Source organism: Campylobacter concisus (assembly GCF_003048835.2).
GTDB lineage: Bacteria > Campylobacterota > Campylobacteria > Campylobacterales > Campylobacteraceae > Campylobacter_A > Campylobacter_A concisus_D.
In genome coordinates this window covers 60,616-82,798 of the sequence record NZ_CP060705.1, presented here as the reverse complement: position 1 = coordinate 82,798, position 22,183 = coordinate 60,616, and the positions used below count along the sequence as shown (strand labels likewise).

Sequence of the window (22,183 nt, the reverse complement as noted above, 5' to 3'; positions counted from 1 at the left end):
TTACTTTAGCCCTTTCAAATCCCCTAAAATACTCACTTTTCTCAAAATATAGCAATATAATTTTAAGCGTGCTGGTTATAAAATTCATTTAATTTCTTTTTTTAAGGATTGTCAAATGAAAATGCTATTTTTAGCCCCAGTGCTAGCATGTAGTCTTGCCTTTGGTGCTGATGTGATCGCAAAAGACGCAAACATTACACTTGATGGCAAGATGATCGGTAAGATCGAGGTTTTAACGCCAGTTGAAGTCGTCGAAAAAGGCGATAAAACAAGCAAGATCAAGGTTAGTGGTGTAGTGTCGGCAAACTACTTAGCCCAGCTTCAAAGAAGCGTAGAAGATCCTGAAGTCTTTGTAGCTTTTGATAACGAGAGCGAGGCAAATTTCAAAAAAGTAAAAGATCTTGAAGATGACTACGGCGAGGTTTGGTATCAAGCTAATGGCATTTATGAAGTGCCAAATGACGCGCTTGGTGGCAACCAAAAAGAGCTTTACGCAAAGGCAAAGAAAATTTACGAAGAGACCTGCTCAGCATGTCACAGACTGCACGAACCAAACAGTTTTACAGCCGCTCAGTGGCCAGCAAATTTATCTGGTATGGTCGATGCGAAATTTGTTGCACTTGATGAAACTGACCTAAATTTAGTGCTTAAATACCTACAACACAATGCCAAAAAAGTAAAATAAATTTTCATAAGGGAGAAAATATGAAAAGACGAGATTTTATAAAATTTTCTGCACTTGCTGCCACAGCAGCGCAGGCAAACAAGATAGAGGGCGTGACAAAGACCATTTTTGACCAAAACAAAACCTTTGGCGCAAATAGATTTGGTCTATTTTGGGCAAATACCAACTCAAACCAAATCGTCTCCGTCGATCCATTTGAGGGCGATAAATTCCCAAATACTATGAACAACAGCTTACCAGACCTCATCCAAAATGAAAGCCGCGTGCTCTATCCATACGTAAGAAAGAGCTACCTAAAGGCAAAGGGTGCAGCAAAGAGCGAGCTTCGTGGCAAAGAGGAATTTGTGCGTGTTAGCTGGGAGACAGCGCTTGATCTAGCAGCAAAAGCCTTAAAAGAAAATTTCGACAAATATGGCCCTGAGAGCATCTACGGCGAGTGCTACTGGTGGGGCGGCACCGGTAAGATCAGCTGGGGCAGAACCGTTGGTCACAGGATGCTAAAAGTGCTTGGCGGATACGTCGAAGAGAGTGGCGACTACTCAACTGGAGCTGGCCTTGTCATCATGCCGCACGTCCTAGGCAACAGCGCCGTTTATGACGCTCCGACAAAGTGGGAGGCCATCGCTAAAAATGCTAAAAACGTTGTATTTTGGGGTACTGACCCGCTTGTAACTGGTCAAATTTCATGGCAACCACCAACACATGATGGCTATCTTGGCATCAAAAAGATAAAAGAGGCAGGCATAAAAACTTATAGCGTTTGTGTCTTTAAAAACGACACCACAAGATACCTTGACTCTGAAGCTATCGTCGTTCGTCCAAATACCGACGTAGCAATGATGCTTGGCATGTGCCACTATCTATATGAAAACAAGCTTTATGACGAAGAATTTATCAAAAAATACACAGTTGGCTTTAATAAATTTAAAGACTATCTACTTGGCACAACCGACAAGGTGGTAAAAGATATCAACTGGGCTAGTAAAATTTGTGGCGTAAAAGCTGAGGATATCGCTAAATTTGCAACAGCACTTGCAAAAGAGCCAAGCGTCATCATCGCAGGCAGGTCACTTCAAAGACAAGATCACGGCGAGATGGGCTTTTGGGGCATCGTAACACTTAGTGCGATGCTAGGTCAGATAGGCAAAGAGGGTCTTGGCTTCGAGTTTAACCTCTACTACTCAAATGGCGCTACAGACAAGATAGCTCCGTCACTAAAAGGCATCAGCACTAGCATAAGCGAGAAATACGACAACGTAGATGGCGCTCCTTGGAAGAAATTTAAAAACGTCACCATCCCATCTTCAAGATCGATCGAGGCTTTGCAAAACCCTGGCAAAGAGATAGACTATGACGGCTCAAAGATCAAGCTACCACACATGAGAGTGGCTTACATGGCGTCTGGATCGATGTTTACAAGACATCAAGACGTAAATAACGCCGTAAAAGCGTGGCGTAAATTTGACACCGTAATAACAGCTGAGCCATTTTGGACAAGCACAGCAAAACTAAGCGACATCGTCTTGCCAGTAGCTCTTGAAGTCGAGAGAAATGACATCAACCAAAGCGTGCCTACAAACGAGTACATCGTGGCTTACAAGCCTGTCGTAGAGCCTATGGGCGAGAGCAGGAGCGATTACTGGATCTGCTCACAAATCTGCAAACGCTGGGGCAGAGAAGAGGTCTTTACAGAGGGCAAAGATGAGCTTGGCTGGGCGAAAGAATTTTACGCAGACGCAGCTGAGCAAGCTAAGGGCATAAATGTCAAGATGCCAAGCTTTGACGAGTTTTGGAAAGAGGGATATGTTAGATTTGAGCAAGATGACGAAGCGAGCAGATACTACACAAGACTTAGTGCTTTTAGAGAAAATCCTCACAAAAACCGCCTAGGCACGCCATCTGGCAAGATAGAGCTCTACTCTCCAACTATCGCTAAATTTGGTTACAAAGACTTTGCGCCGTACGCTGCTTGGATCGAGCCGTTTGAGTGGCTTGGCAGCGAAAAAGCCAAAAAGTATCCATTTAGCGTCACAACCCCACACTCAAGATACCGCCTCCACTCACAGCTAAATAACTCAATAATCAGAAACTACGCTGAAGTATGCGCGCGCGAGCCAATGCTTATAAACGTAAATGACGCCAAAGCAAAAGGCATCGCAACTGGCGACGTGGTGAGAGTATTTAACGACAGGGGCGAAATTTTGGTCGGCGCGCTAGTCACTGACATCATCCCAGAGCACGTCATCGCCATCTGCGAGGGTGCGTGGTACGATCCTGAAGTGCTGGGCGAGAAGAGCCTTTGCAAGCATGGCTGCGTCAATGTCCTAACTCGCGACAAAGGCACATCTAGCATCGCTCAAAGCAACTGCGGACACACTATCCTTGTAAATTTAGAAAAATACAAAGGCGAGATCAAGCCGATCACTGCGTTTTCTAAACCAAAAATTTTGCAATCTTTGTAGAATTTATAAATTTAGCCCTCACTTGGGGGCTAAATTTGATCATTTACTGTTTTTAATCAAAATCATCTTGTGGCTTAAATTTGACCCATAGTTAGTCTAATCAACCTGCCCTAAGGCGCTAAATATCACTTACCAAAAATAACAACTGGCGCTAGAATTTATCTATGAAATCAAAATGATCACTACTAAATTTACATTTTCGTAAATTTAGGCGCGCTTTATCGCCTAGTTAAAAGATACGAAGCAAACAAATTTCTATATCTTTAAAAAGGCAAACTGCTATCTAAAGGCGCTTTTAGATCAAGCTGATTGCTGAGTAAATTTCAAAGTCAGTGTAAATTTGTCTAAAAATTTGCTAGTAAAATTTTAGATTTAAGTCCGATACGACTAAATTTCATCGTAAATTTTCATGCAGCTAAGTTTTTTCGTTAAATTTAACGAGGGCATATCAGCTGCAACCAACTCCATTATCGCTAGTTCTTAAAACACTGCCGCCAGCTCAAGGCAACCATTTTTCTAACAGCCCAAATTTATAATTAACTCTGTTTTTTACTCTTTAAATTTAGCTCAAGATACAAATTTACTAGTAGAATTTGGCTCCAAAAATGTTTAAATTTAGGCGCAAATTTCTATTTATGGTCAAATTTTAGCAAGCGCTTATCAACCGTAACTCCTACACCCCACCCATTTTTTCATTAACCCGTGCCATTAGGGCATTGCCAACAAATCCACAAAAGAAAAATATTTCACAGATAGCTTAAATTTACCGCCTTCATTGTAAATTTACTCTCTTTTTAAACATCACAGCTTCTAGAATTTAAACCACAGCAAACAAATTTAGCATAAATTTCTATCTGATTTGGTTTTGCAGTTAAATTTAGTGAGGCATATCAAATATAACCAACTTTATGCTGCATTGATAAACCTTGCCTTCATGCAACCTATAAAAAACCGTTTTTACCCGATAATTTACCGCCCACATTTAAAATTTGGCTTATTTTATTATTTGAAATCACAACGTCTAAATTTTTAAATTTAAACCCAAAAAACTAGATTTAGCCCTAAATTTTTATGTTTTTAGACTTTACCACTAATTACTACAAATCGCACAAGAATATGCTTATCTAATGCCACAGCCTTAACGTTTTTAAATTTACGCCCAAAATGACTAAATTTAACCTCTAGATTTTTAAAATTTGTACCCAAATTTAGCAATAGTGCTTCCTCTGCAACCAACCGATCTTTCTATCCCGCACTGATCGATCTTGTTTAACCCAAAAGTATGTTATCAAACTCATCAAAAATGGCTCAAAATAGCTCATCAAGCCAAACAGCGCGCGTCTTTAAGTGTTACTAAAAGCGACAGCCAGCAACGCTACTACACTCGCTTCTAAATTTTTATTACCAAAAGTGTAAATTTAAGAATTTGATCTATAAATTTTATAAATTTAATGAAAAAGATTTGATAAACGAAAATTTCTACTAAATTTTAAATAAGCAAATTTGATAAATTCAAATAAAAATCGAGTTTTTGAAGTTTTAAAATGGATTTTAAAAAGATGGTGCGGATGAGAGGACTTGAACCTCCACGCCGTGGGGCACCAGATCCTAAGTCTGGCGTGTCTGCCAATTTCACCACATCCGCACAACAATAATAAGTGGTACGCCCATCAGGATTCGAACCTGAGGCCTACGGCTTAGAAGGCCGTTGCTCTATCCAGCTGAGCTATGAGCGCATAAAGTCTTTCAAGTGGCGCGCCCGATAGGAGTCGAACCCATAACCTACAGATCCGAAGTCTGTCGCTCTATCCAATTGAGCTACGAGCGCCCAAAATGGGGTGAGTGATGGGAATCGAACCCACGACCCTCAGGACCACAATCTGATGCTCTAACCGACTGAGCTACACTCACCATTTAACATGGTCGGGGTGAAAGGATTCGAACCTTCGGCCCTCTGGTCCCAAACCAGATGCGCTAACCAGACTGCGCTACACCCCGCCTGAGTCGTGTTTGTAAGTTTATGCCACTACCTCATTAAAAAGTCGCATTCTATCTAAAAATGTTATTGTTGTCAAGAAAAAATTAGTTTTGGACTTTATTTTTATAAAATTTCAAGAATTAAGTGTAAATTTCAGACTTTAAAGCTTTTGATAAAAAATTTAGCTAAAAAACGATGCGAACAGCGCTAAAGATGATATGAGCTGGCAATGCTCCTTGTGCTGGCTTTATCATGGTCTGGCTAAAGCGCTTAAATTCTGGAGCTTCCCAAAGCTTTTTGCATAGGCCTTGCTCGCTGATATCTACTCCTAAGCAGCTTTGGTCTGCAGCAAAGAATTTTAATGAAATGCACCTTTCGTTTTTGGCAAAAAAGCCAAGATCGCCAGAGCTATCCACAACCCCAGCATTTGTCATCTCTTTAAATTTAACTTTATTGTTTGTAGTATCAAGAGCTAGTTTGCCTTCTGATATGTAGTAGGTATTTATATCTTGTATGGCGACTCTTATCTCTGACATAACTTTTGTCAGTTTTGCGTCATCTCTTGTAGCGCTTATTTTGGTGACGACAACTACAGCTAATATAACTATGATGACTATTACAAAGATTAGTTCGATCATTGTAAAAGCTTTTTTCATCACTTCATCCTTGAAATTTGAAGTTTTGAGATTATAGCTAGATTTTTTATAAATGAAAAATAAATTTTTAAGTGAAATTTAAAGAGAGATGGCAAGGAATTTCCTTGCCAAGAAGTTTGAGTTTGAAAAATTAGAAAGCTACGCTAAGACCGCTAACTGGATACTCACCTGCCGCACTTTCTTTCTCAACGCCAGAAGCATTTACAAATTTAAATTTACTAGTTTTTATTTTTGTAACAGCACTACTGCTTAGTACCTTAGGGCAAAGACCAGCGGCACTATCCGCTCCATCCTCGACTTTTATAACAGCAGGTTTTCCTTTGGTATCACCAGCGTCTGTTACAGGCCCAGCTAAAGTAAATTTTATACATTTTTTACTAGCAACTGTCATCTGACCAATTTTTTTATTAGTTCCATCAACTTCTAATGGTACGTTTGTCATTGTGCTGATATCATCAGCAAATTTACCTTGCGAAGTATAATATGTACCGATATCACTTAGTAAAGTTGATATGTTTGTAGCAGTTTTAGCTATCTCTGCATCATCCCTTGTTGCAGCTAGTTTTGGTATAGCGACTGTGGCTAATATGCCTAAAATCACGATCACGAAGATCAACTCGATCATTGTAAAACCTTTTTTCATGGTTTCCTCCTTGAAATTAAAAATTTGGCGGATTATACAACATTTTTTTCAAAATGCAAATAAAAACTAAATTTTTTACAATTTAGCCGATTTGGTAGTTATGAAAAATAATTCCGCTATAATGACGCTCAAGAATATGGAGATTTTATGAAAAAAGTTTTATTTTGGATGGTAGTATCTTTTTGCATTTTGAGCGCAAATTCATCATTTGAGCCAGTGCTTTCATCAAAATATAACGAAAAACAAGCCTACATCGGTAAGAAGCTCTTTTTTGACAAAAGGCTAAGCACCACTGAAAACTACTCATGCGAAACTTGCCACAACTTATACTGGAATTTAAGTGGTACAAACTCATCTTACACCAGCCAAAAAGGCGTTATAAACCCACCTAGCGTGCTAAATTCGGCTTTAAATTTTCTATTTTTTACTGATGGCAGGGTAAGAAGCTTAAAAGATCAGGTAAAAGAGTCGATAAATTCTAGAAATGAGCTAAATTCAAACAAAGATGAGATAGTAAAAAAGGTAAAAAGCATAGGCGAGTATGGGATTTTATTTAATGATGCATATAGTGATGGCATAAACTATGAAAATATAGTAGGTGCTTTGGCAGAATTTGAAAAGGCTATTTTAAGCATAGATTCGCCATTTGATGAGTATCTAGCTGGCAATGACGACTCCATAAACGCTGAGGCAAAAAAAGGCTTTGAGCTCTTTAATAAAGTAGGCTGTGTGGCTTGCCACAATGGTAGAAATTTAGGCGGAAATTTGATGCAAAACGTGGGCTTAAAGGATGCTAGTGAGAGCAGGCGCCTTATGCGTGTGCCTTCGCTTAGAAATGTAGCAAGAACGGCTCCATATCTAAGCAGTGGCGAAATGAGCGATCTAAAAGAGGTCATAGGCTTTGTGAGCTATCATCAGCTGATCCACACACTAAGTAGCGAAGAGCTGGAGCAAATTTATAAATTTTTGCTAACACTAAATGGACGCAGACCTAGGATACTAAATGAATAAAAGACAAGCAAATATCATCTTAATCGTCCTAGCGATCGTCTTTTTCTTTAGCTCGGCTTACATCTATATGGCAAATAGAGCAGTTACTGCTGTTAGTAAATTTAACGATACGATCTTAAGCCTTATCTTGCTAGATAACGAGCTAAGCTTTAGCTTAGAAAATAACGTACTTCGTCTAAACTACGACGATGTAAATAAAAATTTAAAAAGTTTTGATCAAAATTTAACCAGACTTGATGAGCTAAACGAGATCATACATGTCTTTTACCAAGAGAAAAATGCCAAAACTTTAAAGGTCATAAACGACGACTTTTTAAAAAAACAAAGGCTTGTAGATAGGTCAAACTACGCTAGCTCATCAATGGCTGCTTATATCTTATCAGGCGAGTTTGAAATAGCATCAGAGAAGAAGCTAGATGCGCTTAATGTGATATTTCACGCGATAAAAAGCTCAGCCCTAATCAGCCCTGAAACGCTAAATCAAACAAAAGAGCAGATAGAAAAGTATAAAGATACCTACAAAAACGACACAAAAGCGATCTTGGTGCTAAATAAGGCAACTTACGCGCTTGAATTTGCAAAAAACCTAAGTGCCGTAGCTCAAGACTCTGTTGATCTAAAACTTGGGGAAACACTAAGAAAATTTAGAGATGACACCCTAGCCTCTTACAGCATAATGATACGAAATATAGTAATAATGCAAGTGCTTTGTTTTATCAGCTTTGTGTTATTTTGCGCTTTAACTTTTTATCAAGCAAGGGTGCTAACCAAGCAGTTAAAACAGATAAAACTACTAAAAACGACAGTGGATGCGGGACACAGCTCGATAGTCTTTTGCGACAATAACAATAAAATTTTATATGTAAATAAAACCTTTGAAGCAAAAAGTGGATATAAACTAAAAGATGTTGTCGGAAAAAGCCCTAAAATTTTAAAATCAAATATGCACCCAGAGAGCTTTTACGCTGAGATAAGAAATGCCATAAATAAGCATACTTCTTGGGAAAGCGACGAGCTGATAAGCAGAACAAAAAGTGGCAAACTGCTCTATGAAAAGGTGCGTTTTGCGCCATTTTTCTTTGAGGACAAGCTAGAGGGCTATATGGCTATAAAGCTTGATAGGACAAAAGAGCTTAGCATGCTTAAAGAGCTAACTCAAAAAAATGAGCAGATAAAAATTCAATCCTCAATCGACAAGCTAACTGGTTTTGGCAACTACTTTGCCCTAACTGAGATGATAGAGGCGAAAAAAGATGGAATTGTGATCAGCATAAGCATCAAAAACTACAAGATGCTAAGATTTTTCTACCAGACAAAGGTTATTGACGCTATGTTAAAAGCGGTGGCAAATACACTAAAACTCTGTGTTGATACCTACTCTATAAATGCTGAGCTGTTTAGATTTCAAGATGATGCGTTTTACATCTGGTATCAAGGCGATGACATCGTTAGAGATATCGGCTTTATAAAAGAGTATTTTAACTTTAGCAGGATGAACATCGAGATAGATGGTAAATTTGAAAACCTACCTGGTATCAAGATAACTCTTGGCGTATCTTTATCAAATGACACACCGCAAACAAATCGTCTAATGCAGTCAATCCTAGCTAATCAACAAGCAAGTGATAGCGGCAACGAGATCTACTACTATCTCGAAAACGACGCGATCGAGATGAGATACTATAAAAACCAACTCATAACCGAACTCATCGAGTACGCCCTAGAAAACGATAAGGTGATAGTTGAGTGTCAGGGAATTTTTAACGTGCAAGAAAATGAGACAGAGGCAAAATACTACGAGGTTTTGGTGCGTATAGTCGATCAAAACGGCAAGATCCGCTACCCAGGCGAGTTCTTAGAGATCGCGATGAAAACGCAACTCTATCTTCAGATAACAAAAAAGGTGATCGCTCTAGCCTTTGATCTAGTGAAAAAATATCCAGACTATACATTTTCCATCAACCTCTCAAGCTCTGACCTAACTGACCCTAGTGTAAGAGAAATTTTAGATGAAAAGCTAGAGAGTTGCCCAGATCCAAGTAGAGTTTGCTTTGAGATGCTAGAGAGCGAAGAGCTTAGCGACTACGCCATGGCAAATGAATTTATAAAAAGAGCTAAAAAATATGGATGTAAAATCTCAATCGATGACTTTGGCTCTGGCTACTCTAACTACTACCGAATTTTAGAGCTTGATATAGATAACATCAAGATAGATGGCTCGATCATCAAAAAGCTACCAACTGATGAAAACGCAAGAGTTTTGGTTGAGACTATCGTGAGCTTTGCTAGAAGACAAGGCTATAAGATCGTGGCTGAGTTTGTGAGCAACGAAGAAATTTTAGAGTACATAAAGAAATTTGGAATTTCGTATGCGCAGGGATTTTTGCTAGGCAAGCCACATCAGATGTAAATTTTGCAGTTACTTTAAAGCCTATTAAAAGGCTAAATTTAACTGCTTTTTACTTTTATACTCGCACAAAACCTCTTTTTTAAATTTTGCTAGACGTGAAATTTGATCTTTTTTACAACAATTAAATTTAAGAATTTGTCTTTAAAAAAGCTGAAAATTTGGATTAACTAGATTTTAAAGCTTATGTGGATAAGATTTTGTCTTTTAGAAGTGGTGACCCATACGAGACTCGAACTCGTGTTACCGCCGTGAAAGGGCGATGTCCTAACCGCTAGACGAATGGGCCACGGTCGGTTATGAAGTTGGGATTATATTACTTTTTAACTTAAATTTACATAAAAGGACAAATCGTTGAAGAAATTTTCACTTGTTTTATTATCTGCTCTCATTTTTTCAGGCTGTGTTGCGACTAAAACACCGCAAAGCTCACAAGCCTTTCAGGTCACTTTATTTTCCCCGATGATAAAGATAAATGATGTTGGATTTTTTCACACTTATAAAAATGATCTAAATTTGCAAATTTATAGCTCTGGCGTAAATACCGCAAATATCAATATAAAGGACAAAATTTGCGTAAATGGCGCTTGTTTTAAAAAGACTGAATTTAACGAGAAATTTTTTCTAGCGCCGCATTATGAAAGCCTTTTTGAAGAGATTTTGCAAAGGCAAAAAATTTATGACGGCAAGGATCTAAGCACCACAGAGTGCGGCTTTAGACAAGATCTAAGTTCTTATTTTATAAAATACGAAGTTTGCGATAACTACGTCAAATTTATCGACAGCAAAAATAAAATAAAAGTGATAATAAAAGAGTTAAAATGAGATACATTGGGGCTCACGTAAGTGCGGCTGGAGGCGTCTTTAACGCACCGATAAACGCTGCAAAAATAGGAGCAAATGCCTTTGCGCTTTTTACAAAAAATCAGCGCCAATGGAGTGCAAAAGAGCTAAGTAGTAGCGAAATAGAGCAGTTTAAAGCAAATTTAAAGGCCTCTGGCATAAGCGCCGATCACGTCTTGCCACACGCAAGCTACCTCATAAATTTAGGCCATCCAGAAAAAGAGGCAAGGACTAAATCCCTTGAAGCCTTTATCGATGAGATAGAGCGAGCTAGCAAGCTTGGACTAAAGCTTTTAAATTTCCACCCAGGCTCACACCTAAAGCAAATAAGCCAAAATGAGTGCCTAGATAACATCGCTAGATGCATAAACGAAGCGCTAAAACGAACAAGCGGCGTAAAGCTTGTCATCGAAAACACAGCCGCACAAGGCTCAAATTTAGGCTTTGACTTTGCGCAGCTGGCGTATCTGATCGAGCGTGTGGATGATGAGAGCAGAGTTGGCGTTTGCATCGACACTTGCCACGCATTTGCCGCTGGGTACGATCTAAGAAGCAAAGAGGCTTACGCTAAGACGATGGGCGAATTTGACGCGATCATCGGCTATAAATTTCTATCTGGCATGCACCTAAATGACGCTAAATTTGGTCTTGGCTCAAAAAAAGATAGGCACGAGAGCCTTGGCAAGGGTGAGCTTGGGCTTGGCGCTTTTGAAAATATAATAAATGATGATAAAATAGGCGAAATTCCCTTGATTTTAGAGACGATTGATGAGAGTATTTGGGAAGATGAGATCAAAATTTTAAGAAACCTAGAAAAGGAAAAGCTATGAAAAGAGTGCTTTTAAGCATTGTTGCGACGTGTTCATTATTAAATGCTGGGGGTTACAAGGTCCCTGAGCAAAGTGCTGACTCTTTAGGGCTTGCTGCTAGTAACGTAGCCTTTAGTTTTGGGGCTGACGCGGCTTATTTTAACCCTGCAAATATGATGTTTTTAGACGGGCTTCACCATTTTGAAAGCACGCTTGGTTGGTTTCATATAAATTCCATCGACTTTAAAAGCGATGGTGGCAAGAGCTACAGCTCAGAGAAATTTGACTCTCTTGCTGGCACATTTAGCTTTGTAACGCCAGAAATTTATGAAAACTGGAGATTTGGGCTAGCCCTTGCTGTGCCCGCTGCTGTTGGCATCTCGTGGGAGGATCCAGAGACTGCTTTTACTGGCAAGAGGTTCAAACTACAAGTTGTCGAGCTAAATCCAACCGTGGCTTACCGCATAAATGACAAACTTGCCATTGCTTTGGGCGCTAGAGGCGTTTATAGCAAGGGCAAGATAGCAAGTGATTTTGGACGTTTTGGCTACAGAGAGATACAAGGTGATGGCATAAACTACGGCTACAACGTCGCTCTTACATATAGACCTATCGAGGATCTAAGCTTTGCGGTTACTTACCGCTCGAAGGTAAATTTAGAGCTTAAAGGTAGCGCTGATGCTGATTTTAACGGGCAGCTCGCACCTATAAGCTATCATGGCAAAACTAGTGTCAAGATCCCTCTACCTGCACAGCTAGTGCTTGCAACTGGATATAAATTTAGTGATTTTACCCTTTTGCTAGCTTTCGAGAGGACTTACTGGTCTAAATTTAAAGATTATGACTTTGAATATGATGATAAGACGGCAGCTCATTCACACCCTATTCTAGGTAGATACTTTAAGGCATTTATGGACGATCCGGTCGTTAAAAACGCAAAGGATACAAACACATATAGGATAGGACTTGCTTACGACGTAAATGAAAAACTTAGGCTAATGGCTGGCTTTTCATACGATGAGGATATCACTAGCAGCGAGCATACTGGCTTAGAGCTTCCAAACACCACCTCTCAGGCATATTCGTTTGGAGCAAACTATAAATTTACGCCGAATTTAGAGCTAGGGCTAGGCTATCTCTATCAGCACCGAGACAAAAAGCGTGCGACAGGTATAAAAAATGGTACTGGCAACGGCACTGGCTCGATGTCTGGCGAATTTGACGCAAGTAGCGTTTAGATAGCTGCAATGACATTTAAATACTCTTTCTAGGGCTAAAAATGCAATACTCTTATAATAATTTTTATGAAATTTTGACCAAAGTAGCAAAGCAGAGTCCAAACCAGATAGCGATCTTTGATGAAAAAGAGAAGCTAAGATACCATGAAATAAAGCAAAACGTCGATAAAGTGGCAGCTTACTTGCAGCTTTGCGGAGTAAATTTTGGCGACAAAGTGGCTATGGCGGTGGCAAATTCGAAAGAATTTATCATCTCATACCTTGCTATCACGGCTATCGGTGCGGTTGCGGTGCCGATGAATACCTTTTTAAAAACAAATGAGTTTGAGTATATCTTAAATGACTGCGGCGCAAGGGTGCTCTTTGCATCTAGCTCGCTTGCAAAGGAGCTAATCGCACTTAGCGAGCTTGAAATTTTAAGAAAGATCATCTGGATCGGTCAAACGCCTAAAAAACTTCAAAGCGCCTCAAAAGACGACTATATAAGCGTTGATGAGGAGTATGGCGAGAGCGCTTATCTCTCTTCTACACCACAAATTTCAAAAGAGGATATGAGCAAGGGCTATGAAAATAGCGGCGTTGTAAAAAATGTAAATTTCAGCGAAGCGCTAAATCACAAATACACTCTAAGCATCACGAAATACCCTAAAATAGACGATCTCATGCATATCATCTACACCTCAGGCACCACAGGCAAGCCAAAGGGTGCTATGATAAGCTATAAAAATATCTTCTCAAACGTCATCGGCGCTCATGAGCGTTTCAAGGTTAAAAAAAGCGATAGATTTATCGTATTTTTGCCGATGTTTCATAGCTTCACGCTCACAGCTATGGTGCTTTTACCGATATATGCAGGTGCTTCGATGGTGCTTGTAAGATCGGTCTTTCCATTTTCAAATGTGCTAAAGCAGACGCTACTTAAAAGAGTTACTGTATTTTTGGGTATCCCAGCCATATATACAGCCATCGGCAAGGCAAAAATTCCTTGGTATTTTAGATGGTTTAACCGCATAAGGCTATTTGTAAGTGGCGCTGCTCCGCTTGCTAAGCAAACGATCGATGATTTTAGAGTGAAATTCCCACGTGCAACGCTAGTTGAAGGATATGGCCTTAGCGAATGCTCGCCAGTCGTAGCGGCAAATTTATTTGACAAGCAAAAGCTTTTAAGCGTCGGACCTGCGCTAAATGGCTATGAGATCAAGATCGTAGATGATGAGATGATGGAGCTACCAGTTGGGCAGATAGGCGAGATCATCGTAAAAGGCGACTGCGTCATGCAAGGCTACTACGGCATGCCAGGCGTGACAGATGAGACCATCATAAATGGCTGGCTAAAGACTGGGGACCTTGGCAAGATTGATGAAGAGGGCTTTATCTACATCGTCGATCGCAAAAAAGACCTCATCATATCAAAGGGCATAAACATCTATCCACGCGAGATCGAAGAGGTGATCTATAAGCTTGAAGCCGTCGAGGCTGCAGCAGTAATTGGCGTAAAAGATGTGCATGCAGACGAAGAGGTCGTGGCTTTCATACAGGTAAAAGATGGCATGGATCTTGATGAAAAGACGGTTAAAGAGCATCTAAAGAAAAATTTAGCAAATTTCAAAATTCCAAAAAGCATTTATTTTGCCGAGGAGCTGCCTAGAAATGCCACTGGCAAGGTGCTAAAGCGTGTGCTAAAAGAGCAGATAAAGGATAAAATTTAGTGAAGTATTTGCTTGATTTTCTAAACCAAGACCTCAAAAAAAGTAAAATTTACGAGCTTATAAAGTGTGAGGATGAAGAGGGAGAAATTTTAAAATATCTAAGCAAAGCCTACGTGCAAGGAACGGCTAGCATGAGCGTTTATGAGCTGCTTGGAGCTGTTTTTGGCACGCAAAATGAAAAACAGCTTTTATACCTTAAATTTATAAAAAATTTGCTAGATAGTGGCTGGATAGTGCAAAACTACAGCCTCTTTAAAATGCCAGAGAACGCACAAAAAAGCTCAAACCAAGGGCTACTCTCGCTACTTCACTCTGAAATTTCACTCTCAAGCACATTTTTAAAAATTCTAGAAGATGGCAACGCTGATATAAATTTACCAGAGCTTTCGCCGTATGAAGATCATTTGGAGTATTTAAAAGATCAGTTTTTAAAGATAGAGCTTTACTCAAAAGCTGCGATATTTGAAGGTGGCTCAAATGACGCTAAAAAGCGGATAAATGAGCAAATTTCTGAGCTCACAAAGCGCATAAACGAGCGTGTAAAACTAAGCAAGATCAGCCTAAAAATAGAGCAAATTTTTAAAGAAAATTCGCTTGATGAAAAAGAGCAGATCATTTTTTTAGCTCTTTTAAAAGAGGAGTACGCGGGCGATTTTGAAAATGGTCGCGATCTAAACACGCTAGTTGGGCTAATAAGCAAGGACGAGCTTGAACGTATCAAAAATCGCACTCTCTTAGAGGACGGCTCAAGGCTCATAGAGGGCGCGCTTATCGACTACGACGAGGTTTTAAACGCTTATGGCAACGTAAGCAAGAGCTTTTTTATAAACGAAGAAATTTTGCAAAGCATAATGCACCCAAAAAATGACAAAAACAGCAAGAAAATCAAGATCGAAAGTCTAGTAAAAGAGCAAGAAATTTTTGAGCTAATAGAGCCGGTAACGAGCCTAGAAGATGTCGTGCTAAATGAAAAGACGAAGCAGCTTTTAAGCACGATACTAAAGCAAGTCGATAAAAAAGTGCTAGCTAGACTTAGCAGCTGGGGCATAAAAACTAGAAAAAATATAGACGCTAAGATCATCTTTTACGGCGAGCCTGGCACTGGTAAAACCATGAGCGCCGTTGGGCTTGCAAAGAGCCTAAAGAAGCAAATTCTAAGCTTTGACTGCTCAAAAATTTTAAGCAAATATGTCGGTGAGAGCGAGCAAAATGTAAGGAAAATTTTTGACACTTACAAAGAAATTTGCAAAAAAAGTGGCAGCGAGCCGGTGCTTTTACTAAACGAAGCCGATCAGTTTTTAAGCACAAGAGTAGAGAGCTCAAGCGGCGCTGAAAAGATGCATAATCAAATGCAAAATATCTTTTTAGAGCAGATCGAGCGCTTTGAGGGCGTGCTCATAGCTACTACAAATTTCTTACAAAGCCTTGATGTGGCGTTTTCTAGAAGGTTTGACTACAAAATCGAGTTTAAAAAGCCTGATTTTAACGGCAGACTTGCCATTTGGCGTAAAATTTTGCCTGAAAATGCGAGCTTTGAAGATGGCTTTAGCGTAGAAAGGCTGGCTGAGTTTAACTTAAGTGGCGCACAGATCGTCCTTGCTCTAAAAAATACCGCCTTAAAAGTTGCGATAAAAGATGATGGGATTTTTACCTTTGAGGACTTCAAAACTACGATAGAGCGCGAGCTAAACTCAAGCTTTGGCGAAGATAAAAAGATGGGATTTGGCTATTAGCTTTTTCTCTTAATTTGATTGTTTTGTCTAAATTTGACTTTGCGCTACACAAAACCGCTGGTTTGATAATAAATTTGCTTTACCCAATAAAATTTAGACGAGTTTTACCGCTAAAATCACGCAAAACGCGAGCTAAATTTAAGCTTTGGCGATGAAAAAATAGGCTTATTCTTGGGCTTTTCCTAAAATATGTTGAAAGCTTTTGCAAACACCAAAGTGCGGATATCAAATTTGCTTTTGTCTATTAAATTTACAAGAAGCCTGCCACCAAAAGCTACAGAAAACGTAAAGCAAATTCGATCTTTGGCAAATATAAAAAGAGAGATTTTTCTCTTACGCTTTTTTAAATATATGCTTTGCGTCACGATGCAAAGCCTAAAGTATCGGTACTTGCTAAACTAAACGTGAATTTTTTACAATTAATTTTTGGCAAAAGCTACGATAGGATAGACACTCGCCCATAGGCTTTTTGCATAAATTTAACTAGCTCGCTTGCCTCAAATTTACGACCTCAGCCTTTGCAAAATGGTAGCTTTTATCCAAAAACCGCAAAATTTTGAAATTTATCCGCTCCGTGGCTTTTTCAGACAAGTAAAGCAAATGAGCTTTGGTTACACGTTTTGTCGCCCCTAGCTACCTATGCTTTTGCATTAAATTTTGTTTTGTCTATGCAAATTTGCAAAAGCTACAAGTAAGATAAATGCCATTGCAAATTTAGCTCACTCGCCTATTTCAAATTTAATACCATATTTTACAAACAAGCATTTTTAACAAAAAAGCCAAAAATTTCAAATTTTATCCGCCGTTTGAAGCGTGGGCGTGACTGCTTTTTTATAACGTTTTATCATTTTTCCTAACACAAAAGTCGCCCACTTCATAAAATTTAGCCGCAAAAAACCCAGTAAATTTCAAACACGCTTCCGCGACTTTTGCAACATCACTTTTCGCACCAAAAAAGCAAATTTATCGATCTTTTTAATAATAAATTTAAAAGGCTATGAAATTTTAGTAGTGAAATTTATAGAGAAATTTACTGATTGATCTTATCAAGCAGCTCTTCGACCTCTTCAAGCGCAAAGGCTTCTTCAGAGCTTTGTTTTAAGAAGCTCTCCATAAATTCTTTCTTCGAGATAGCAAGGTCAAGCTCCTTGTCGCTGCCCTTTTGATATGCGCCGATACGAAGCAAAACTTCATTTTCTTTTAAAAGCGAGTAAAGGCGCTTAAATTTCATCGCATTTAGCTTGTGCTCTTTGCCTATCACGTCGCCCATGACACGCGAGGCCGAGTTTTGGATATTGATAGGTGGGTAGATGCCAAAGTCCGTTAGCTCGCGGCTTAGCACGATATGGCCGTCTAGGATAGAGCGGCTTTGGTCGGCTATCGGATCGCTCATATCATCGCCCTCGACTAGCACGGTGAAAAACGCCGTGATACTGCCCTTGCCCTCCTCTTTGCCCGCACGCTCCATTAGCTGTGGCAAGAGTGTGAGCGAGCTTGGCGGATAGCCCTTTGAGGTCGGTGGCTCGCCAAGCGCAAGGCCGATCTCACGCTGCGCCATCGCAAAACGAGTGACGCTATCCATGATGAAAAGCACGTCGTTGCCCTGCTGTTTGAAGTATTCAGCCACGCTCATCGCACAAAATGCGCCGTACTTTCGCATGAGCGAGCTATCATCACTTGTCGCTACGATGATGACCGTGCCCTCTAGGTCGCCGCCTAGGTTTTTTTCGATAAATTCAGGCACCTCACGGCCACGCTCGCCTATTAGCGCGACTACTTTTATGGGGGCTAGCGTATTTTTTACGATCATGCCCATGAGGGTTGATTTGCCCACGCCAGATCCTGCGAAAATTCCTAGCTTTTGCCCCTTGCCACAAGTAAGCAGCCCATCTATCGTCTTTATGCCAACACTAAAAGGCTCGTTTATAAGCCCTCTTTTCATCGCATCTATGGGCGCTCTCATGATCGGCATATATTCAGTCGTGTCAATCGCCCCTTTGCCATCAATGGGCTTCATAAATGGATCGACAACGCGGCCTAGTAAATTTGGCCCCACCGGTATGCTCATGCCCTGATCGCTCTCATAGACAAAGTCGCCTATCCTAAAACCCTCGACAAAGCCAAATGGGCTGATATAAGCGCCATCTGTCTTTATCTGCGTGACCATGCCAAGGCCGTTTTTACTCTTGTCTTTTGCCACTATGCGCACGATGTCGCCGATACTTGGTCGAAGTCCGGTGATCTCGATAGTAGTAGCTGTGATCTTTGTGATGACGCCGAAGGTGTTTGAGAGCTTCACGCCCTCTTTAAGCCTTGAATTTATGCGCTCTAAACTCAAAAATGCGTTTCCCTAGGCGAATTTATAAGCGAGAAAAACTCCCGCCTTGTGTCTGCATTTTTGATAAAGCAGCCCCTAAGCGCAGAGGTCGTGGTAGTCGAGTTTATCTTCTCCACGCCCCTCATCTCAACGCACATATGCCTTGCCTCGACGACTACTCCAACGCCTTTTGGAGCGATAACGTCCTCAAGTGCCTTTGCGATCTGCTCGGTCATCTGCTCTTGAATTTGCAAGCGTCTGGCGTAGATATTTACCATGCGTGGAATTTTACTAAGGCCAACGACCTTGCCATTTGGGATGTACGCCACATGCACGCGGCCGATGATAGGCAGCAAATGGTGCTCGCAAAGGCTGTAAAACTCGATGTTTCGCATTAAAACCATCTCGTTATTTGAGCTAGTAAAAAGAGCGTCACCAAGAACTTCTTTTGGGTCTTGATCGTATCCGCTAGTTAGAAATTTAAAAGCTTTATAAACGCGCTCTGGGGTTTTAATAAGCCCCTCTCTGTTTGGATCTTCACCGATGATAGTTAGCATATTTTTAACTGAATTTTCAAAACTCTCTTGCATAAATTTTCTCCATAATTTTATCGCCAAATTCTACGTTAAAACGCCTTTTATATCTATAAAAATTTACAAATTTACAATGAAATAAGGAAAATTCTGCTATATTTTGGGCTAAAAATTTGTATTCATAAAGGAATTCGATGGAAATCAAAACAAAAGCTCTAGATAGCGTAAATACCCTAGCTAGCACAACTATAAGTGCAGATGCTATAAAGTCTAGCGTAGAAAAACTAGCAAAAAAAGCAGCAAAAACTATGAAAGTAGATGGTTTTAGACAAGGCCATGTGCCAGTCGCTGTCGTGCTAAAACGCTACGAGAAAGAGCTAACAAACGACGCTGAGCAAGATGTCTTAAGAGATGTAGTCGAAGAGGCTATCAAAAAAGCAGGCAAGAAAAATGACGACCTTATCGGCGAGCCTATCGTTTCAAAATTTGACAAAAAAGATGACAAGATCGATGTTGAGCTAACAGTTTCATTTAAGCCAAGCGTCGATGTGAGCGGTTATGAGAGCTTGATACCAGAGTTTTCAAACCCACGCGTTTTGAAAAAAGATATCGATGAGAAGAAAACTGAGCTTTTAAAAATGATAGCTCCGCTTGAAAAAGTAGATGGCAAAAGAGGCCTAAAAGTTGGTGATTTTGCCAAATTTGACTTTGAGGGCTTTGTTGATGGCGTTGCATTTGAAGGTGGTAAGGCTGAAAACTACGTGCTTGAGATCGGCTCAAATCAATTCATCCCAGGCTTTGAAGATGGCATGGTAGGTATAAAAGCTGGCGGCGAAAAAGATATCGAGGTTAAATTCCCAGAAAACTACGGCGCTGCACATTTAGCTGGTAAAGACGCTGTTTTTAAAGTCAAACTTCACGAAATTCAAGAGAGAAAGATCCCTGAGAAGCTAGATGAAGAGATGCTAAAAACTATCCTTCCAAACGAAGAAAAACCAACTGAAGAGCTACTTGAAGAGCGCATAAAAGAGCAAATTCGCCAAGAGAAAATTTATAAACTTATAAACGAAGAGCTAAAACCAAAATTTGCTGAAGCTGCGGTTGAGAAATTTAAATTTGATGTGCCAAAAAATATCGTCGAGCAAGAGATCGATATGCAGTTTAGAAACGCATGGAACTCATTTACTCCAGACGATATGAAGAAATTTAGAGAAGACAAAGACGCTCTAGCTAAAAAACGTGACGAGTATAGAAAAGACGCTGAAAATAGCGTTCGCCTAACTTTCATCATCGATGAGCTAGCTCGCGTAAGAGGCGTGAAAGTGAGCGATCAAGAGGTTGTTCAAGCGATCTATTTTGAGGCGTATAGAAGCGGACAAGATCCAAAAGCGCACCTTGAGATGTACCGCAACCAAGGCATGCTTCCAGCTATAAAGATGTCGATGATCGAAGAGAAGCTATTTAGCGAGCTTTTCAACAAAGAAAAAGACGAGAAAAAAGCAAGCAAAAAAGAGAAGGCTGAGTAATGAGCTATTACGTTCCTGTCGTAGTTGAAAGAACTAGCAGAGGTGAGCGAAGCTATGATATATATTCTCGTCTTTTAAAAGATAGGATCGTTATGCTAAGTGGCGAGATAGAGGACGGCATGGCCGCTTCTATCGTCGCTCAGCTGTTATTTTTAGAGGCTGAAGATCCAGATAAAGATATCTACCTTTATATAAACTCACCAGGCGGCGTGATAACAAGTGGCTTTAGTATCTATGACACGATGAACTACATAAAGCCAGATGTTTGCACGATCTGCATCGGTCAGGCTGCTAGCATGGGCGCGTTTTTGCTAAGCTGTGGCGCACCTGGCAAGAGATATGCACTGCCAAATTCTCGTATCATGATACACCAACCACTTGGCGGTGCTAGAGGACAAGCGACTGATATCGAGATACAAGCACGTGAAATTTTACGTTTGAAAGAAATTTTAAATGGAATTTTGGCAAAAAATACAGGTCAAAAGCTAAGCAAGATAGTAAAAGATACTGAGCGCGACTTTTTTATGAGCTCAGCCGAAGCAAAAGAATACGGACTTGTCGATAAAATTTTGGAGAAAAGTTTTAAATAAGGCCAAAAGTGATAAAGATAGATAATGCACCAGATCCAAAGAAAAAAGCAGCTGAAGCAAAGCCAGCTGTCAAAAAAGAAAAGGTAAATATCTATAAATTTTCAGAGGACGTTTTGCACGAGCTAAGCGACGACAACGTCCCATCTACGCCGACAAACTACTCTATCTACTTTGAAAAGATGCTTGATGGGCAGTCAGATGAGTTTAGAAAAGAGATCGGCGATATCATAGTGGCAAATTCTGAAAGCTCAGTGCCGACAAACGGCAACATCTCTATCGAAAAAGAGGTAAAACAAGGCTTTATACAGATAAAAAGTATGCTTCAAGCAGTCGTGCTCATCTATAAAAATTTAGGCGTTATGAGAGGCTTAGTGCAAAAGCGTATGGATGGACTTAAAAACAACACAAATGTCCTTGCGCTCCAAAATGTTTTAAGCGCCTTTAACCAAGACCTCATCAAGCTAAACGACCTCATGGATAAGCACCTTGACGTCATCAAGATGAGCTATGAAGAGGTTGGCAAGATGTTTAAGGCGATCGAAGAGCAGTCGATCTACGATACGACCTACGAGGTCTATAACAAGAAATTTCTAGTAGCTACCATAAGCAGCGAGATAGAGTCTGTTAGACGCTATGGCTATAATGCCTCATTTTTGCTAGTCAAGATAAAAGATAAATTTGCAAACCGAGTTAAGAATTTAAAAGAGCGAAACAATATGTTTAAAAGTATGTCACAGCTTCTTTTAAGAACGTCACGTAGAAGCGATATAGTCGCACACTACGGCGATGGCTGCTTTGCTATGGTGATGAAATACACTGACGAAAACGGCACAAAGCAAGCGTGCGCTAGAATTTTAAACATGCTCTCATCTATGCCATGGAAGATCGACAACGAAGAGTGCAAACTAGATGTGCAGATCGTCTCAAGCATGATCTCAAAGACAAAGAGCACCGAAGAGTTGCTATCTCACGCACTTGACAAGTTAGAGACCAACCAAGACCTAAATGAGCCACTATTTTTAGACGAGAAAGCAGAGAATTAG

16 protein-coding genes and 6 tRNA genes are annotated in these 22,183 nt (G+C 40.1%); 12 read left to right on the top strand and 10 right to left on the bottom strand.

The window, feature by feature from the left end:
* Positions 1 to 115: 115 nt before the first annotated feature.
* Positions 116 to 685, top strand: a complete 570-nt coding sequence (locus CVT08_RS00455; protein ID WP_103581629.1) for a hypothetical protein — start codon at positions 116 to 118, stop codon at positions 683 to 685.
* A 20-nt stretch (positions 686 to 705) separates the two neighbouring features.
* Complete coding sequence (locus CVT08_RS00450; protein WP_107855955.1) at positions 706 to 3,147, top strand: molybdopterin-dependent oxidoreductase; 2,442 nt, start codon at positions 706 to 708, stop codon at positions 3,145 to 3,147.
* A 1,560-nt stretch (positions 3,148 to 4,707) separates the two neighbouring features.
* Here the strand turns inward: CVT08_RS00450 and CVT08_RS00445 are convergent.
* The 7 genes from CVT08_RS00445 to CVT08_RS00415 form a co-directional block, all read right to left on the bottom strand.
* A tRNA-Leu gene (locus CVT08_RS00445) sits at positions 4,708 to 4,792 on the bottom strand.
* A gap of 14 nt (positions 4,793 to 4,806) precedes the next feature.
* Positions 4,807 to 4,883 (bottom strand) — tRNA-Arg (locus CVT08_RS00440).
* Between the two features lie 15 nt (positions 4,884 to 4,898).
* Positions 4,899 to 4,975 (bottom strand) — tRNA-Arg (locus CVT08_RS00435).
* 6 nt (positions 4,976 to 4,981) lie between these two features.
* Positions 4,982 to 5,058 (bottom strand) — tRNA-His (locus CVT08_RS00430).
* Between the two features lie 9 nt (positions 5,059 to 5,067).
* A tRNA-Pro gene (locus CVT08_RS00425) sits at positions 5,068 to 5,145 on the bottom strand.
* Between the two features lie 165 nt (positions 5,146 to 5,310).
* Entirely contained in the window at positions 5,311 to 5,781 is a 471-nt protein-coding gene (locus CVT08_RS00420; RefSeq protein WP_107855956.1) for a prepilin-type N-terminal cleavage/methylation domain-containing protein, read from the bottom strand.
* Between the two features lie 130 nt (positions 5,782 to 5,911).
* Positions 5,912 to 6,424, bottom strand: a complete 513-nt coding sequence (locus CVT08_RS00415) for a type II secretion system protein (protein WP_107855957.1) — start codon at positions 6,422 to 6,424, stop codon at positions 5,912 to 5,914.
* 147 nt (positions 6,425 to 6,571) lie between these two features.
* Between CVT08_RS00415 and CVT08_RS00410 the strand changes: the two genes are divergently transcribed.
* On the top strand, positions 6,572 to 7,435 hold the full coding sequence (locus CVT08_RS00410; protein ID WP_103620828.1) for a cytochrome-c peroxidase: 864 nt from the start codon (positions 6,572 to 6,574) through the stop codon (positions 7,433 to 7,435).
* Complete coding sequence (locus CVT08_RS00405; RefSeq protein ID WP_107855958.1) at positions 7,428 to 9,845, top strand: bifunctional diguanylate cyclase/phosphodiesterase; 2,418 nt, start codon at positions 7,428 to 7,430, stop codon at positions 9,843 to 9,845. Before CVT08_RS00410 ends, CVT08_RS00405 begins: the two co-directional genes overlap by 8 nt.
* A 211-nt stretch (positions 9,846 to 10,056) precedes the next feature.
* Here the strand turns inward: CVT08_RS00405 and CVT08_RS00400 are convergent.
* A tRNA-Glu gene (locus tag CVT08_RS00400) sits at positions 10,057 to 10,131 on the bottom strand.
* Positions 10,132 to 10,196: 65 nt separating this feature from the next.
* On the opposite strand from CVT08_RS00400, the gene CVT08_RS00395 reads away from it, so the two are divergent.
* From CVT08_RS00395 to CVT08_RS00375, 5 genes are read left to right on the top strand one after another with little or no spacing between them, the layout of a single operon-like run.
* The gene (locus CVT08_RS00395; protein ID WP_107855959.1) at positions 10,197 to 10,667 is read left to right on the top strand and encodes a hypothetical protein; all 471 of its coding nucleotides are present in this window, start codon (positions 10,197 to 10,199) and stop codon (positions 10,665 to 10,667) included.
* A complete protein-coding gene (gene nfo / locus CVT08_RS00390) occupies positions 10,664 to 11,515 on the top strand; it encodes a deoxyribonuclease IV (RefSeq protein ID WP_107855960.1) in 852 nt (283 codons plus the stop codon). Before CVT08_RS00395 ends, nfo begins: the two co-directional genes overlap by 4 nt.
* Positions 11,512 to 12,732 (top strand): OmpP1/FadL family transporter, encoded by a 1,221-nt coding sequence (locus tag CVT08_RS00385; protein WP_107855961.1) that lies wholly within the window; start codon positions 11,512 to 11,514, stop codon positions 12,730 to 12,732. The genes nfo and CVT08_RS00385 overlap by 4 nt, the downstream gene beginning before the upstream one ends.
* 41 nt (positions 12,733 to 12,773) lie before the next feature.
* On the top strand, positions 12,774 to 14,441 hold the full coding sequence (locus tag CVT08_RS00380; RefSeq protein WP_107855962.1) for a fatty acid--CoA ligase: 1,668 nt from the start codon (positions 12,774 to 12,776) through the stop codon (positions 14,439 to 14,441).
* Positions 14,441 to 16,174, top strand: a complete 1,734-nt coding sequence (locus CVT08_RS00375; protein ID WP_107855963.1) for an AAA family ATPase — start codon at positions 14,441 to 14,443, stop codon at positions 16,172 to 16,174. The genes CVT08_RS00380 and CVT08_RS00375 overlap by 1 nt, the downstream gene beginning before the upstream one ends.
* 1,030 nt (positions 16,175 to 17,204) lie before the next feature.
* Here the strand turns inward: CVT08_RS00375 and fliI are convergent.
* Both fliI and folE read right to left on the bottom strand, forming a co-directional pair.
* Positions 17,205 to 18,512, bottom strand: a complete 1,308-nt coding sequence (gene fliI, locus CVT08_RS00370) for a flagellar protein export ATPase FliI (protein ID WP_004317323.1) — start codon at positions 18,510 to 18,512, stop codon at positions 17,205 to 17,207.
* Positions 18,509 to 19,081, bottom strand: coding sequence for a GTP cyclohydrolase I FolE (gene folE / locus CVT08_RS00365; protein WP_004317386.1), 573 nt, complete (start codon positions 19,079 to 19,081; stop codon positions 18,509 to 18,511). The genes fliI and folE overlap by 4 nt, the downstream gene beginning before the upstream one ends.
* A gap of 137 nt (positions 19,082 to 19,218) precedes the next feature.
* Between folE and tig the strand changes: the two genes are divergently transcribed.
* The 3 genes from tig to CVT08_RS00350 are packed head-to-tail and all read left to right on the top strand — an operon-like array spanning position 19,219 to position 22,183.
* Positions 19,219 to 20,550, top strand: a complete 1,332-nt coding sequence (gene tig / locus CVT08_RS00360) for a trigger factor (protein ID WP_107855965.1) — start codon at positions 19,219 to 19,221, stop codon at positions 20,548 to 20,550.
* On the top strand, positions 20,550 to 21,140 hold the full coding sequence (gene clpP / locus CVT08_RS00355; protein WP_004317374.1) for an ATP-dependent Clp endopeptidase proteolytic subunit ClpP: 591 nt from the start codon (positions 20,550 to 20,552) through the stop codon (positions 21,138 to 21,140). The genes tig and clpP overlap by 1 nt, the downstream gene beginning before the upstream one ends.
* 8 nt (positions 21,141 to 21,148) lie before the next feature.
* A complete protein-coding gene (locus CVT08_RS00350) occupies positions 21,149 to 22,183 on the top strand; it encodes a GGDEF domain-containing protein (protein ID WP_103558308.1) in 1,035 nt (344 codons plus the stop codon).

Bases quoted from the DNA above. Each gene is read 5' to 3' on its own strand.
- CVT08_RS00455 (WP_103581629.1), top strand. From the start codon at position 116: ATGAAAATGCTATTTTTAGCCCCAGTGCTAGCATGTAGTCTTGCCTTT.
- CVT08_RS00450 (WP_107855955.1), top strand. From the start codon at position 706: ATGAAAAGACGAGATTTTATAAAATTTTCTGCACTTGCTGCCACAGCA.
- CVT08_RS00420 (WP_107855956.1), bottom strand. From the start codon at position 5,781: ATGAAAAAAGCTTTTACAATGATCGAACTAATCTTTGTAATAGTCATC.
- CVT08_RS00415 (WP_107855957.1), bottom strand. From the start codon at position 6,424: ATGAAAAAAGGTTTTACAATGATCGAGTTGATCTTCGTGATCGTGATT.
- CVT08_RS00410 (WP_103620828.1), top strand. From the start codon at position 6,572: ATGAAAAAAGTTTTATTTTGGATGGTAGTATCTTTTTGCATTTTGAGC.
- CVT08_RS00405 (WP_107855958.1), top strand. From the start codon at position 7,428: ATGAATAAAAGACAAGCAAATATCATCTTAATCGTCCTAGCGATCGTC.
- nfo (WP_107855960.1), top strand. From the start codon at position 10,664: ATGAGATACATTGGGGCTCACGTAAGTGCGGCTGGAGGCGTCTTTAAC.
- CVT08_RS00385 (WP_107855961.1), top strand. From the start codon at position 11,512: ATGAAAAGAGTGCTTTTAAGCATTGTTGCGACGTGTTCATTATTAAAT.
- CVT08_RS00380 (WP_107855962.1), top strand. From the start codon at position 12,774: ATGCAATACTCTTATAATAATTTTTATGAAATTTTGACCAAAGTAGCA.
- folE (WP_004317386.1), bottom strand. From the start codon at position 19,081: ATGCAAGAGAGTTTTGAAAATTCAGTTAAAAATATGCTAACTATCATC.
- tig (WP_107855965.1), top strand. From the start codon at position 19,219: ATGGAAATCAAAACAAAAGCTCTAGATAGCGTAAATACCCTAGCTAGC.
- clpP (WP_004317374.1), top strand. From the start codon at position 20,550: ATGAGCTATTACGTTCCTGTCGTAGTTGAAAGAACTAGCAGAGGTGAG.